The 13,711-nt window shown below is 37.8% G+C and carries 12 protein-coding genes, 24 tRNA genes and 1 rRNA gene; 1 reads left to right on the top strand and 36 read right to left on the bottom strand.

Annotated features, from left to right (window positions below):
* Positions 1-2: 2 nt before the first annotated feature.
* From H9D55_RS07540 to queG, 7 genes are all read right to left on the bottom strand, one after another.
* Positions 3-1,532, bottom strand: a complete 1,530-nt coding sequence (locus H9D55_RS07540) for a Ppx/GppA family phosphatase (RefSeq protein ID WP_186078261.1) — start codon at positions 1,530-1,532, stop codon at positions 3-5.
* A 12-nt stretch (positions 1,533-1,544) separates the two neighbouring features.
* The gene (gene fumC, locus H9D55_RS07535; RefSeq protein WP_186078259.1) at positions 1,545-2,933 is read right to left on the bottom strand and encodes a class II fumarate hydratase; all 1,389 of its coding nucleotides are present in this window, start codon (positions 2,931-2,933) and stop codon (positions 1,545-1,547) included.
* Between the two features lie 91 nt (positions 2,934-3,024).
* Positions 3,025-3,246, bottom strand: a complete 222-nt coding sequence (locus H9D55_RS07530; RefSeq protein ID WP_186078257.1) for a hypothetical protein — start codon at positions 3,244-3,246, stop codon at positions 3,025-3,027.
* A gap of 12 nt (positions 3,247-3,258) precedes the next feature.
* On the bottom strand, positions 3,259-3,849 hold the full coding sequence (locus H9D55_RS07525) for a sugar phosphate isomerase family (RefSeq protein ID WP_186078255.1): 591 nt from the start codon (positions 3,847-3,849) through the stop codon (positions 3,259-3,261).
* A 314-nt stretch (positions 3,850-4,163) separates the two neighbouring features.
* Positions 4,164-4,901, bottom strand: coding sequence for an oxygen-insensitive NADPH nitroreductase (gene nfsA, locus H9D55_RS07520; RefSeq protein WP_186078253.1), 738 nt, complete (start codon positions 4,899-4,901; stop codon positions 4,164-4,166).
* Positions 4,902-4,911: 10 nt separating this feature from the next.
* Complete coding sequence (gene trmL, locus H9D55_RS07515) at positions 4,912-5,379, bottom strand: tRNA (uridine(34)/cytosine(34)/5-carboxymethylaminomethyluridine(34)-2'-O)-methyltransferase TrmL (protein WP_186078251.1); 468 nt, start codon at positions 5,377-5,379, stop codon at positions 4,912-4,914.
* Between the two features lie 4 nt (positions 5,380-5,383).
* Positions 5,384-6,511, bottom strand: coding sequence for a tRNA epoxyqueuosine(34) reductase QueG (gene queG, locus H9D55_RS07510; RefSeq protein ID WP_186078249.1), 1,128 nt, complete (start codon positions 6,509-6,511; stop codon positions 5,384-5,386).
* A 74-nt stretch (positions 6,512-6,585) separates the two neighbouring features.
* Between queG and H9D55_RS07505 the strand changes: the two genes are divergently transcribed.
* Complete coding sequence (locus H9D55_RS07505; protein ID WP_186078247.1) at positions 6,586-6,936, top strand: DUF488 domain-containing protein; 351 nt, start codon at positions 6,586-6,588, stop codon at positions 6,934-6,936.
* Positions 6,937-6,946: 10 nt separating this feature from the next.
* Here the strand turns inward: H9D55_RS07505 and H9D55_RS07500 are convergent, their stop codons facing one another.
* The 29 genes from H9D55_RS07500 to rrf all read right to left on the bottom strand — a co-directional run.
* Positions 6,947-7,291 (bottom strand): DUF6176 family protein, encoded by a 345-nt coding sequence (locus H9D55_RS07500; protein ID WP_186078246.1) that lies wholly within the window; start codon positions 7,289-7,291, stop codon positions 6,947-6,949.
* A 162-nt stretch (positions 7,292-7,453) separates the two neighbouring features.
* Complete coding sequence (locus H9D55_RS07495) at positions 7,454-9,127, bottom strand: alpha/beta hydrolase family protein (protein ID WP_186078244.1); 1,674 nt, start codon at positions 9,125-9,127, stop codon at positions 7,454-7,456.
* A 68-nt stretch (positions 9,128-9,195) separates the two neighbouring features.
* A complete protein-coding gene (locus H9D55_RS07490; RefSeq protein ID WP_186078243.1) occupies positions 9,196-10,107 on the bottom strand; it encodes a pseudouridine-5'-phosphate glycosidase in 912 nt (303 codons plus the stop codon).
* Positions 10,104-11,201 (bottom strand): carbohydrate kinase, encoded by a 1,098-nt coding sequence (locus H9D55_RS07485; RefSeq protein WP_186078241.1) that lies wholly within the window; start codon positions 11,199-11,201, stop codon positions 10,104-10,106. Before H9D55_RS07485 ends, H9D55_RS07490 begins: the two co-directional genes overlap by 4 nt.
* A gap of 152 nt (positions 11,202-11,353) precedes the next feature.
* Positions 11,354-11,435 (bottom strand) — tRNA-Leu (locus H9D55_RS07480).
* Positions 11,436-11,524: 89 nt separating this feature from the next.
* Positions 11,525-11,599 (bottom strand) — tRNA-Arg (locus H9D55_RS07475).
* Positions 11,600-11,610: 11 nt separating this feature from the next.
* A tRNA-Gly gene (locus tag H9D55_RS07470) sits at positions 11,611-11,685 on the bottom strand.
* A gap of 10 nt (positions 11,686-11,695) precedes the next feature.
* Positions 11,696-11,766: transfer RNA gene (locus H9D55_RS07465), tRNA-Cys, on the bottom strand.
* Between the two features lie 6 nt (positions 11,767-11,772).
* A tRNA-Gln gene (locus H9D55_RS07460) sits at positions 11,773-11,844 on the bottom strand.
* Positions 11,845-11,848: 4 nt separating this feature from the next.
* Positions 11,849-11,924, bottom strand: a tRNA-His gene (locus H9D55_RS07455).
* A 2-nt stretch (positions 11,925-11,926) separates the two neighbouring features.
* Positions 11,927-12,000 (bottom strand) — tRNA-Trp (locus tag H9D55_RS07450).
* A gap of 10 nt (positions 12,001-12,010) precedes the next feature.
* Positions 12,011-12,091: transfer RNA gene (locus tag H9D55_RS07445), tRNA-Tyr, on the bottom strand.
* An 8-nt stretch (positions 12,092-12,099) separates the two neighbouring features.
* Positions 12,100-12,175: transfer RNA gene (locus H9D55_RS07440), tRNA-Thr, on the bottom strand.
* Positions 12,176-12,187: 12 nt separating this feature from the next.
* A tRNA-Phe gene (locus H9D55_RS07435) sits at positions 12,188-12,260 on the bottom strand.
* A 22-nt stretch (positions 12,261-12,282) separates the two neighbouring features.
* Positions 12,283-12,358 (bottom strand) — tRNA-Asp (locus tag H9D55_RS07430).
* 16 nt (positions 12,359-12,374) lie between these two features.
* Positions 12,375-12,448 (bottom strand) — tRNA-Met (locus tag H9D55_RS07425).
* A 16-nt stretch (positions 12,449-12,464) separates the two neighbouring features.
* Positions 12,465-12,554 (bottom strand) — tRNA-Ser (locus H9D55_RS07420).
* Positions 12,555-12,593: 39 nt separating this feature from the next.
* A tRNA-Ile gene (locus H9D55_RS07415) sits at positions 12,594-12,667 on the bottom strand.
* Between the two features lie 7 nt (positions 12,668-12,674).
* Positions 12,675-12,748 (bottom strand) — tRNA-Met (locus H9D55_RS07410).
* A 32-nt stretch (positions 12,749-12,780) separates the two neighbouring features.
* Positions 12,781-12,856, bottom strand: a tRNA-Ala gene (locus H9D55_RS07405).
* Positions 12,857-12,874: 18 nt separating this feature from the next.
* Positions 12,875-12,948, bottom strand: a tRNA-Pro gene (locus H9D55_RS07400).
* Positions 12,949-12,958: 10 nt separating this feature from the next.
* Positions 12,959-13,032 (bottom strand) — tRNA-Arg (locus H9D55_RS07395).
* A gap of 9 nt (positions 13,033-13,041) precedes the next feature.
* A tRNA-Leu gene (locus tag H9D55_RS07390) sits at positions 13,042-13,130 on the bottom strand.
* Between the two features lie 15 nt (positions 13,131-13,145).
* Positions 13,146-13,220, bottom strand: a tRNA-Gly gene (locus H9D55_RS07385).
* Between the two features lie 18 nt (positions 13,221-13,238).
* A tRNA-Leu gene (locus tag H9D55_RS07380) sits at positions 13,239-13,323 on the bottom strand.
* A 7-nt stretch (positions 13,324-13,330) separates the two neighbouring features.
* Positions 13,331-13,403: transfer RNA gene (locus tag H9D55_RS07375), tRNA-Lys, on the bottom strand.
* An 8-nt stretch (positions 13,404-13,411) separates the two neighbouring features.
* Positions 13,412-13,487: transfer RNA gene (locus H9D55_RS07370), tRNA-Thr, on the bottom strand.
* Position 13,488: 1 nt separating this feature from the next.
* Positions 13,489-13,564, bottom strand: a tRNA-Val gene (locus tag H9D55_RS07365).
* Between the two features lie 59 nt (positions 13,565-13,623).
* Positions 13,624-13,711: ribosomal RNA gene (gene rrf, locus H9D55_RS07360) — 5S ribosomal RNA — on the bottom strand; the annotation flags it as partial.

Here is a 13,711-nt window from a genome sequence, read left to right as displayed (position 1 = left end):
AATCAGTCCTTACACTCTACAAAAACTAAATCAATTGGCTTTCCAGTAATGTATTCAATATGTTTCAAGTGACGCATCGCAAGATACTCCTCCGCAACAGGATCTCCTTGATAGCGTACTATTAAGTCTAAACGTTCGCCTTTGTCACTAATCATCACATCTACAATCGTATCGGTTCCTGATTTATTTAGAGAATCTGCAAACTTGATGATGCTTCCCATCCTACGAATTTGCTCTTGATCTTCTTCAGTAAACCAATCGATTTCTCTCATATAAAATGATAGTAGCGAATTATTCTTATAGCTTGCTAGTAGTGCAAGTCTCACCCTATCTTTGTGTTTTAACCCCAATATATTAAAGTTTGATAGCAAATAAAACGTGTGCTGAGATCCAGCATCACTATCTATAAAATCCCCGAGCTTATACAGCTTTGCCGCATTCATCATCAAGTATTTATGCTTCCTCTTTACATCAATAAAACCGTGTCTAAAAAGCTCATGATAGATACCTTCAGCTAATGAGGCACGTTTTTTGCCACTTGTTCTATCTACATGAAACACGTTTGATAGTTCAATAAGGGAAATCTCAAGCACTTCAAATTTATTGAATGCAAGAGGATAGTCATTTTTAATAATCTCCATAGACATGCCTTCACGAAGACCTTGTCTAGAAAATTCGAATGCAGTCGCATCCACCATTTCGAATAGTTCTTCAAAAACGATAATACTTGGTATTATCAAATCAGAACGGTCTTTAGAAAGCCCATCAATACTATCTAACTCATCTGTTGGTGTTTCCATTAAGAGATTGTTAACTTTTTGTAAATGTTTTAATTGCATGGAATATCCATGAACTCCAGCAATTGGGTAGCTGATCATTGCTTGATGAATTCTTGCAACGTTACGTGCAGAACCGCCAATCGCAACAATTGGAACGCTTCTATCTTTTATCCATCTCACTGATTTAAGTTCATTTTTAACAAACTGTCTGGTGTTTTCTATAGCTTCTACATTATTGTGTGCATCTTTAAAAAACTTGTTTTTTAATGTCACAACACCGAAAGGAAGGCTCGTCGAATAAACAAGATTTTTGTTTTCATAAAACGTAAGCTCTGTAGATCCCCCACCAATATCTATAGTGATCGCATCTTTATGACCAATTGAATGTACAACAGCTTTATAACCAAAGTATGCTTCTTCTTCACCAGATAATATTCTAAGGGGGAATTTCAACTCTTCTTCTACACGTTTTTGTATATCTATTTTGTTCTTAGATGCACGAACAGCAGCCGTGGCTGCTGTGTGTATCTCTGTAATATTATATCTTTCTGCAATCCCTTTAAAACCTTCGAGTATGTCCAGAAGTATAAGAATTCCAGCTTCTTCCATGACATTTTCATTGTCCAGATATTGCGCTAGACGTGCAGGAGTTTTTATATTTTTAATTTCTCTTAACCCTTCGCCTGACGTGTACTCAAACAACACCAAACGAATTGTGTTTGAACCAATATCTAACAGTGCAAATCGTTTCATTGTAAACACCTACTATGCGTTAGGATGAATCATGTCCTCAGGACGAATCCACTCGTCAAACTGCTCTTCAGTTAATAGACCCGTTTCAAGTGCTGATTCTTTAAGTGTGATTCCTTTAGTGTGTGCATTCTTAGCAATCTTAGCTGCGTTTTCATAACCAATATGTGGGTTAAGTGCAGTTACTAACATTAATGAACGGTTTAGTAGCTCATCAATAACTTCCATGTTTGGCTCAATACCAACAGCACAGTTGTCGTTGAATACTTGCATACCGTCCCCTAATAAGTAAATAGATTGTAATGTGTTCAGTAAGATTACTGGTTTGTATACGTTAAGTTCAAAATTACCTTGTGACGCACCGAAGCTTACTGTTGTATCGTTACCCATAACTTGAGCAACAACCATTGTTAACATTTCAGCCTGAGTTGGGTTTACTTTACCTGGCATAATTGATGATCCAGGCTCGTTTTCAGGGATAGTGATTTCACCGATACCCGCACGTGGACCTGAAGCCAACCATCTGATGTCGTTAGCAATCTTCATTAAGTCACCAGCGAGTGCTTTTAATGCTCCGTGGAAGTAAACCACTTCATCATATTGTGATAGTGCGTGGAATTTATTTTCAGAAGAAACGAATTCTAAACCAGTTTGTTTAGAAATTTGTGCCGCAACGCGGTCACCGAACTCAGGGTGTGCATTTAAGCCTGTACCTACTGCAGTACCACCAATCGCAAGGTTAGATAACTGTTTTTTAGACTCGTTAATCATTTCTAGTGATTTATCTAATGAATATCTCCATCCACCAACTTCTTGTCCTAAAGAAAGAGGCGTTGCATCTTGTAAGTGAGTTCTACCAATCTTGATGATGTCTTTGAATTTATCTTCTTGTTTTTTAAAAGTATCTCTTAAAACTTTTAACGCTGGGATTGTTTTTTCTTCTACTGCGGTCATTAATGCAACGTACATTGCAGTTGGGTACGTGTCATTTGAACTTTGTGATTTGTTCACATCGTCATTTGGGTGAACGACTTCGTCGCTTCCTTGTTCTTTTAAGTAATCATTTGCAACGTGAGCTACCACTTCGTTCACGTTCATGTTACTCTGTGTACCACTACCTGTTTGCCATACGACTAATGGGAAATGCTCATCGAGTTCACGTGCAATAACTTTGTCACATGCCTGTACAATTGCATCTTTCTTAACATCAGAAAGTTTTCCAAGTTCGTTGTTTACGATTGCAGCTGCTTTTTTTAGTTCAGCAAATGCAACAACTACCTCAATAGGCATTTTTTCTTTACCAACAGGGAAGTTTTGTAAGCTACGCTGAGTTTGTGCAGCCCAAAACTTATCGCTTGGTACTTGAATTTCTCCAAATGTATCGTGTTCAATTCTGTAAGACATTTAAAAATCCTCCTGAAAATGTATTTACACATAGTGTAACCCAAAATCAGGAAGGATTCATCTGAAAAATGTTCTCGCTTACATTTATTATTTAGTTTTCTGACTTTTTGTGTACTTTTACACTTTTTGAACGTTCGAGATCGGCTCCATAGTTATCACTGTCGATTGGACTGTGTTTATTTTGAGATATTTCTTCCATCTCATCGCCTAGCTTCTCAACGTCTTCCTTGTTGAATGTCATCTCATTTGCATCTGTGTTTTCTTCTTTTAACTTTTCTTTATGCTCTGAATTCTTGTTTAATTCATCTTTCAATATACTCACCTCTTACGCAAATTTGTATGTGTAATATTCTCTGAAATCAGTGTCTAGACGTGAAGCTGCTTCTTGGTCCAATACTACAGTGACCATTCTATGTTTCTTAATGTCAGATAATGACCCACTTGTACTTAAATCAGCATTATAAAGTTTTAACACCGCTTCAGCTGCGTCTATGCCAGAAGCATAAATAAATAATTCTTTAGCTGTGAGTAATTGTTCTTGGTCATCGCTTTGCTTAAATCCAACCCGTGAATGATCGTCTAGATTTAATAATGCAACGTTAATTTTTTCTTTCTTATCTAACCCATTGCTTAAAGCTGTATCATCACTCACATTTTTTATTTGAGACTCTGGAATTTGTAGCTGATTAAATTTAGATTTACCAGCGCTATTTAATAGAAATAGTTTTGTATTAGCTAAGTTTAAAGTATTGCTCTTAGAATTCGCTAAGAACTTATCGTACGTATCTGACAGCTTGTCATTTAAGTCTAAAGCAAGCACTGTATGTGGATCTTTATTTAGTTGCTTTCTGATAATATCTGCAAGATAAAAATCTGCGTCGTCTTTTGTATTGAAAATTTTAAAGTTTAAAGCCATGTTGAAAGTCCCCCATTTTAAAGTACGATTTATTACTATTAGATTACCCTAGATCGAACAATTTAAACAGTATTTAGTATATGAAATTCAATTTATCCTTTTTTATTCACGTGAATTCATATATAATGGAATTATTAAAGAAATGCACTGGAGGCATATAGAATGAAAGCTATTTTAATTTTAATGGTTTGTGCTTCATTCATTACTGCAATTTTAACTGCAGCTCGTGATAGCGAATGGGGATATAAAGACGACGGTGCGAATAAAATTCGCGAATAGAAAAAAGACTAGACATATGTCTAGTCTTTTTTTGTCTATTGACCTAAGAACCCTTGGTTCTTTAGGACGTCATGCACATCTAATCGTTCTTTCTTTGATAATGTCTTCATAACTTGTCTTGACCACTTATCATTACGTTTGTTTTCTTCTCTAGTTTTATAATACTGTGTCACTGTTTCATCATAATCGTTAAGTGATTCTTTTACTTCTTCAAACTCTGGATATTCATTTTCAAAGTATACTGCTTCAAGCGGTAGTCTTTCTTTGAAACTTCCCTCTTCTACTGGATATCCAACGGCCATACCAAATATCGGGAATGTGCCTTCAGGTAAGTTTAATATCTCAATCATTTTCGCTGCATCATTTCTAATTGAACCCAGGAAAACGATCCCTAGTCCCATTGATTCTGCAGCTATTGCCATATTTTCTGCAGCGAGGGCTGCATCCACAATACCTACAAGTAAGCTTTCTGTTGAATTGAATTTAATTTCATAATCCGAGCGACTTGCTAGCTGTTTGTGACGATTGTAGTCCACTACAAAAATAAACAGATGTCCATTATATTCAACATATGCCTGCGTACTAATTTCTCTAATTGCTTTTTTCTTCTCAGGATCAGTGATACCTATAATTGAGTATGCTTGGACGTAGCTTGACGTAGATGCTTGTTGTGCTGACTTAATAAGTATGTGTATCGTATCTTGATCTAAAGCTCTTTCTTCAAACTTTCTTAACGACCTGTGATTCTGTAAAAGTTTAATGGTTTCGTTCACTTTAATTCTCCTAACTCAGGTTTTTAAATCCTTGTTGTCTAAGTGCCTCGTATAAAATTAATGCCACTGTGTTTGATACATTTAAACTTCTAAAGTCTTCTCCCATCGGGATTCTCATCAAGCAATCTTTGTATTTCTCTTTAATTTCTTCTGGTAGTCCTTTGGTCTCACGTCCGAATATAAAATACACATCATGATCTGTGACATTATAATCTTGTTCGTGATAGAAATTTTTTCCAAATTTACTGATAAAATAATAATATCCTTTTTCATTTTCAAAGAAATCATCGAAATTCTCATGGATTTTAACATCTAAATCATACCAATAATCCATGCCTGCACGTTTTAAATGCTTGTCTGAGATTTCAAATCCTAATGGTTTAATTAAGTGTAATTTTGTGTTTGTTGCTGCGCATGTTCTTCCAATATTTCCTGTATTTTGAGGAATATCTGGTCTAAATAGTACAATATGATTCATTTTTCTACCCTACTTCTTGAATACCTTTCAGCATTTCAGTTTTAATCATTTCATCTTGTTCAATTTTATATCTTTCATTAATATATGGGAGTGCCTCACTGCCTAAGATCTGTCCGATTGCCCAATATGCAGTTGCTTTAATAACTGGACGAACATCATTTTCAGCGACTCTTTTTAAAACTGGCACTGCACTTTCTTCTTTGAAATGTGCGAGTGCAATAATAGCGTTTTTCTGAATTGGATTCTTACCACGCCATACTCCTGCAAGATGTCCGTATGTTTCTTTAAATTCACGGTTCGAAATTTCTAAGAGACCAGTGAGTTCTGGTTTAAGTAATTCAGGCTCTAGTACAATGTCTACATGCTCTGTGTTGATTCCCTTATTTCTTGGACATACTTGCTGACAGGTATCACATCCATACACTCTGTTACCTATCGACTTTCTAAATTCATCTGGAATGAGTGTCTTTGTTTGAGTTAAGAATGAAATACACCGTTTCGAATCGAGTTGACCGTTCCCAATTAAAGCCTGCGTTGGACAACGATCTATACAAAGTGTACAATCACCACAGCTATCAATGAGTTCTTCATCAGGTGGAAATGGATAGGACACAAGCATTTCTCCAAGATAGCTCCACGTACCGAGATTAGGATTAATCAGAAATCCATTTTTACCGATAAATCCAAGACCGCTTCTAAGTGCAACTTCTCGGTCAGATAGAACGCCTGTATCAACCATCGAGAGACACTCTACTTCTTCAATATGTTCTTCAATGAATTTTTGAAGTTTATCGAGTCGTTTTCTGAGTAAGACATGATAGTCCACTCCCCATGATGCACGCGCAAAAATACCACGACGTTCACCACGTTTAGATTTTGGAGCACCCTTTAACTTATTTGGATACCCAACAGCAATTGAGATGATGGACTGGGCAGATCGCAATGACATCTTAGGAGTAGTTCGTTCATCGATTGTTCCCTTCTCAAAACCAGACTCATAATTTTTCTGATAATAGTCTACGAGTTTTTCTCTAAATTCATAAAATGGCTCTGCATGAGTAAAACCTATTTCGTCAATTCCAATTGAATGTGCATATTCGATTACTTTTTGTTTAAATTCATGTCTATCCATACTTTCTCACCTTCTCTCATTTAATTATTTTAACATATATAAATTAGGGTATTTAATATTTAGGAGTGATTCATGTGTTAAAAGTCAAACGATTATATGAGGATAAGAGTTCTCAAGATGGCATGCAGATCCTAGTAGACCGTGTTTGGCCACGTGGCGTTAAGAAAGAAGTTTTAAGCTATGATGAATGGTATAAAGAATTAGCACCCTCTAAAGAACTTAGAAAGTGGTTCGATCACGACCCAAAAAAGTGGGATGAGTTTAAGAAGAAGTACTTCAAAGAGTTACAGAGACATGATAACTTGTTAAAATTGATTAAAGAAAAATCAGATGGTCACAATGTAACGCTTATATATGGTGCAAAAAATGAAGAGTACAACCAAGCAGTCGCAATTAAAGAATTTATAGAAAAAGCTGATTCATAAGAATCAGCTTTTAGTTTTTCATGTATGTTTTAAATTTATCTTGTATCATGACAGCAGCTGCTGTCATGTCTTCTGGTCTAAATGTCTTATCAATACATTCATCAAAGTATTCTAAATGCTTTTCGTCAATCGGAGAAATCGGCTCTGATTCTGCTGCTATTTTATCTTGCATGCTGTACCAGTATAGGTACTCGACATCATTAAACGCTTCTCTAAAGATTGTTTCCACATAGATCTTATCGCCTTCAAGATTTTTCATAACGCCGTCCATAGATTCATGGATATAATTAATCCACTCATCGACAACATCACTCTTACCTGGCTTTACACGGAACTTAGTTAATTCCACCTTCACTACTTTCACCTCTTCGAATAACACTTAAAAATATTCTTCACATTAATGAATATATAAAATTATACTGTTTTAAAATTTAAACGCAATATAATACGTACTTCAATCAATTTTAAAGTAACAAAAGTCATTTTATCATCAAAACAACATGCTAGGCAACATGTTTTATATTAAACTTTTAAAGAATGTCCGGATTTTTACATGCATATCATCAGTATTTTTGTTAAACATATATGCATGTCCATCATTTGGATATGATGTAAACTCCACGTCCTGCCCATTTCCCTTCATTTTTTCATACATTTGTACTGATTCACTATTTGGTACACGTGCATCGTGTTTTGAGTGGAATATTCTAAGTGGTATTGTTACATTTTCACTATTATTTAGTGGCGCAATTCGTTCCATAAATTCATCATGTGTTCCGATAAAACCATATTCTTTACTTCTTAAATTTCTGCGCCAACTTGGTGTGTTGTTTAAGAATGTCTTCAAGTGTGAGATTCCAACTATATCAACCGCACCTTTGAACTCTTCGCTGTGATGCGTGGCAAGTAAAAGCGTCATGAAACCCCCATAGCTACGCCCCATCACGAAGATATTGTCCTTATCGGCGTTTCCTTCAACTAGATGTTTCTTAAGCTCAATGATGTCTTGCATTGCATCTAAACGTTTCTCAATATCATCGAGCTTTAAGAAATCAACACCATATCCGCTAGATCCTCTAATATTTGGTATAGCTACTTGGAATCCATCTCTATATAAATCATAATACAATTCATTAAACTCTGGACGAGCTTGTGACTCTGGACCACCGTGGATGTGAATAACGGTAGGGATATTGTCTTCGTCGATTGGGTACATAAAATATTCGATTTCTCTCTCGTCAAATGTCATATATGATTTCTTTGTTGTTTTAAAAGCATCGATTGGTTTGTTACCGAACAATTGCTTTATAGATCCGTTATCAAACGTGTACTGATATACCTGCATCGGTGAGTTCATGCTTGAGAATAATACGTATAACTTTTGATTATCCACTTCATAGCCGTGTACGACACCATCTTGATAGAAGTCTAATGGATCTAAAACGTAATCATGCAAACTAAAGCTGTATAGTGCGCTATAACCTGCTTCATTCACATCTACAATGTACTCTTTATTTTTAAAGTGCTTATAAGATAAAATATCCGCATCTAGATCTGTTAACGCTTCTAATTCATAAGTCTGTAAGTTCATCATATGAAGGTTCATAAAACCATTCGTCGCATCAGTGATGATGAGTGCTTTGGTTTGTGTAATCTGTTTAAAAGATGAGAAACGATGTCCTTCAACTGGAATATCAACTACTTCATTTGAATTAACGTCAAGTAACACGAGTTCAGATTCTACCGAACTATAGTCCATTTTTAAAACGAGATAATTATCATTGATTGTACCGATAATCTTTGTTGGTGCATCAAAATGACCTAAAACTTCATTTTCTAAATTAAATATACGGAATCCAGCATCTAAATGATGATTTTTCGTGAAATAAACTGTGTTGTTTAACTCTGTGAGAAAATGGTGGAAGTATTCTGGTTCATCGATGACTGGTTCAAGAGATCCATTTTTTAATAAGTAAAGTTGTTCTCTTTCATTCCCTGAAAAATCAATGGATACGTAAAGTTTATCTCCAACAAACCAATATCCTTTTACGTTTTCATCAGTTTTTGTTAATTGTTTAGACCATTTTTGTTTTATATCATATCTGAATAATTCTCGTTTCCCTTTTTCATCGCTAATATAATACAAACTATTGTTATGTAATTTCATGTTAAAATATCGTTTAAAATTCAAATAAAACACTCCTTTATATAAAAATACCCTAGTACTTATAATGTTACAAGTTCTAGGGTATTCCATAATTATAGATTGAAGTAGTCTACAGCTAATTGTCCACCGACACGTGCGTTGTTGTATACAAGATCGATATTTGCTTTTAAGCTCTTACCTTCAGTTGCTTCAACGATTGCACCAAGTAGGTATGGCGTTGCATCTTTACCACTAACACCATCTTTTTCCATTTGCTCAATCGCTTTATTAATTACGCTATCGATATATTCTTTGTCCATTGCTTGCTCTTCTGGAATTGGGTTTACTACTGAAACTCCGCCACCAAGACCAAGCTCATGCTTCATTTTAACTACTTTAGCAATCTCTTCAGTAGTATCGAAGTGTGAAGCTAATTTTAATCCACTTTCGCGAGTAAAGAATGCTGGGAGTTCATCAGTTTGGTAGCCAATTACTGGTACACCTTTAGTTTCTAAGTACTCCATAGTACGTGGTAAGTCTAAAATGGACTTCGCGCCAGCTGAGATAACAACTACATCTGTTTTACCTAACTCATCTAAGTCAGCTGAAACGTCCATATACTCTTCGTATCCTCTGTGTACGCCACCGATACCACCAGTTACGAAGAATTTAATACCCGCAAGGTTCGCACCGATCATCGTTGATGCAACTGTAGTTGCACCTAAGCGACCTGTCGCAAGAATCTCAGCCATATCACGACGTGAAACTTTAGCGATGCCTTCAGTTTTAGCAAATGTTTCTAAATCTTCTTCTGAAAGACCAATTTTGATCTTACCATCCATGATTGCGATAGTTGCTGGAACAGCACCTTGCTCACGGATAATCGCTTCTGTTTTAGTCGCCATTTCAACGTTTTGTGGGTATGGCATACCATGTGAAATAATTGTTGATTCTAAAGCAACAACAGGTTTGTTGTTATCTAATGCCTCTTGTACCTCTGGTGTAATGTCTAATAAATGTTTCATTTTGTAACTTCCTCCAAGTCAATTTTTAATTGTTTCTCTGTAAGATCTTGTCTAACTGTATAATCTGTCTCTATTGTCTTTTTAGAATTAACCATACCGATCTTTATACACTCATCAATTGATAATCCTTTTAACCAACCATAAATGATTGCTGAAGAGAAACTATCTCCCGCTCCTGTAACGTCCACCACTTTATTACTTGGTGTAATTTTATACACCTTTTGATCAAATGAAGACGAATAAACGAGTGATTTCGAACCGTTAGTAACAACTACATGTTCTACACCGAGTTCGTTCCACTTACGTGCAGCGCTCTTTAGTTCATCTTCATTCGTAATTTTGATGCCGAAGTGTGCTTCAGTCTCATCTCTATTCACGATTAACCAGTTCACTGGTTCTAGATTATCTGGTAGATGCTCCATCTTTGGGCCTGAAACAGGGATAAGTACTAGGTTAATATTATGCTTTTTTGCATATGCTGTAATAAAATCTAACGTAACTTTTGGAACGTTAAGATCCACAATAATACATTTAGCTCTTTTTAATATATACGTTTGTTTAATAAGAATGTCTGGCGTGAATGAATCATAGATATCCATATCGGCAAACCCATATTCCATCTCACCTTCACCATTGATTAAAGCCGTATAAGCGCCTGTACTCATGCCAGGTATAATGGCTGAAAAATCTAAGTTGATATATGCTTCTGATTCGTTTTCAATCCTAGTCCACTCAGCATCATTACCACGTGTTGTTATCAGAGTAACATTTTGACCGAGCCTACCTAAGTTCTCTGCGATATTCCTGACTACACCGCCAACGGAATGAGCTGAATGAATCGGATTACTTGTACCATGAATTAATTCTTTATGTACGAAGAACTTACGGTCTAAGTTAGCCGCACCAATACAAACGATTGGAAATTCTTCATTTAAGACATACGCCTGACCCGTAATATATTCTTTCTTTACTAGGTCTGAGATAATTCTAGATACTGATGCATTCGTCAATCCAATCTTCTTAGAAAGTTCAGATTGGGAAATAAAAGGATTCTCTCTTATTAACCGTAATACTTCAGTTTCTTTTGCGTTCAAAATGAATACCTACTTTCATTCAATTTCAATATACATATTATACATGATTACAATTGATTATACTATGAAAAAACATAGTAAGATAAAGTCAAAAGTGCAAAAAAAGACAACAAAAAAAGCCGTTAAGCTAGTGCTTAGCGACTGTAAATGAATACTCCCGGCCGGGATCGAACCGGCACTCCGAAAGGAATTGGATTTTGAGTCCAACGCGTCTGCCAATTCCGCCACGGGAGCAATAAAAATTGCACAAACTTAATAATAACTGATAATTAACAAATTATCAATAAATTTACAAAAAAAAAGACCTAAAGTCTTTAATAAAATGGAGCGGAGAGTTGGATTTAAACCAACGTCTTACCTCAGGAAGAGGTCTGTAATAAACACTATACGATCTCCGCAAAATAAAATATGGAGCGGAGGCCTGGATTTAAACCAGGGTCTCTCTTCAGGAAGAAGAGTGTTATAAACACTAAACTACCTCCGCATTTAATAAAAGGCGCCTACCGGACTTGAACCGGTGATAGAGGATTTGCAGTCCTCGGCCTTACCACTTGGCTAAGGCGCCAGAAAACTGGGCTGGAAGGATTCGAACCTTCGCGTGATGGAGCCAAAATCCATTGCCTTACCGCTTGGCTACAGCCCATTAATGGGGCGACTGATGGGAATCGAACCCACGAATGCCGGAGCCACAATCCGGTGCGTTAACCACTTCGCCACAATCGCCATGGCAGGGGTAGTAGGAATCGAACCCACATCAAAGGTTTTGGAGACCTCTATATTACCATTATACGATACCCCTACATTTAATATGGAAGGGGGCAGATTCGAACTGCCGAACCCGAAGGAGCGGATTTACAGTCCGCCGCGTTTAGCCACTTCGCTACCCTTCCATAATCAATGGTGCCGGCCAGAGGACTTGAACCCCCAACCTACTGATTACAAGTCAGTTGCTCTACCAATTGAGCTAGGCCGGCATAAAATAAATATGGTTCTGGACGGAGTCGAACCGCCGACACTCTGATCTTCAGTCAGATGCTCTACCAACTGAGCTACAGAACCATAATAACAATATTTAATTAAATGGCGGTCCCGACGGGAATCGAACCCGCGATCTCCTGCGTGACAGGCAGGCATGTTAACCGCTACACCACGGGACCGTGATACATAAAAAAATTGCGGGAGGCGGATTTGAACCACCGACCTTCGGGTTATGAGCCCGACGAGCTACCGAACTGCTCCATCCCGCGATAATAATATTAAAAACGGAGGAAGAGGGATTCGAACCCCCGCGGGCTATTACACCCCTGTCGGTTTTCAAGACCGATCCCTTCAGCCAGGCTTGGGTATTCCTCCACGTTAATAAAAAGTATAAAATTATAATTAAAAGATAAATGGACCTTGCAGGACTCGAACCTGCGACCAAACGGTTATGAGCCGTTTGCTCTAACCAACTGAGCTAAAGGTCCTTAAAAATGGCGGTAGAGGGGATCGAACCCCCGACCTCACGGGTATGAACCGTACGCTCTAGCCAGCTGAGCTACACCGCCTTGGTATACTCATCTTTTAATGTTTAAAACTATGGTGGAGAGTAGCGGGATCGAACCGCTGACCTCCTGCGTGCAAAGCAGGCGCTCTCCCAGCTGAGCTAACCCCCCACAGTAATAAAAAGTATATCGGGAATATAGGATTCGAACCTACGACCCCTTGGTCCCAAACCAAGTGCTCTACCAAGCTGAGCTAATTCCCGTTATTATATACGCGCCCAAGAGGAGTCGAACCCCTAACCTTTTGATCCGTAGTCAAACGCTCTATCCAATTGAGCTATGGGCGCTAATTTAAATGGTGCCGAGGACCGGAATCGAACCGGTACGGTAGTCACCTACCGCAGGATTTTAAGTCCTGTGCGTCTGCCAGTTCCGCCACCCCGGCGAACTTAATTTTTAATGGAGCGGAAGACGGGATTCGAACCCGCGACCCCCACCTTGGCAAGGTGGTGTTCTACCACTGAACTACTTCCGCGTTACTATAATAATCGAATGGTGCGGGTGAAGGGAGTCGAACCCCCATGCCCGAAGGCGCTAGATCCTAAGTCTAGTGCGTCTGCCAATTCCGCCACACCCGCTTGACTATGAGCCATACAGGATTCGAACCTGTGACCCTCTGATTAAAAGTCAGATGCTCTACCGACTGAGCTAATGGCTCTTACTAAATGGTGCCGGCCAGAGGACTTGAACCCCCAACCTACTGATTACAAGTCAGTTGCTCTACCAATTGAGCTAGGCCGGCATGGTGGAGAATGACGGGATCGAACCGCCGACCCTCTGCTTGTAAGGCAGATGCTCTCCCAGCTGAGCTAATTCTCCATAAATATTATTATTGCATATTAATTGTATAAAATCAACATATTTTTCAATAAATAATTGCCTAGCAGCGTCCTACTCTCGCAGGGAAACCCCAACTACCATCGGCGCTGGAGAGCTTAACTTCTGTGTTCGGCATGGGAACAGGTG

The organism is Phocicoccus pinnipedialis (genome assembly GCF_903994035.1).
Classification (GTDB): domain Bacteria; phylum Bacillota; class Bacilli; order Staphylococcales; family Salinicoccaceae; genus Phocicoccus; species Phocicoccus pinnipedialis.
The sequence above is the reverse complement of the archived record's forward strand: the minus strand, read 5'-3'. Positions and strand labels throughout refer to the sequence as shown.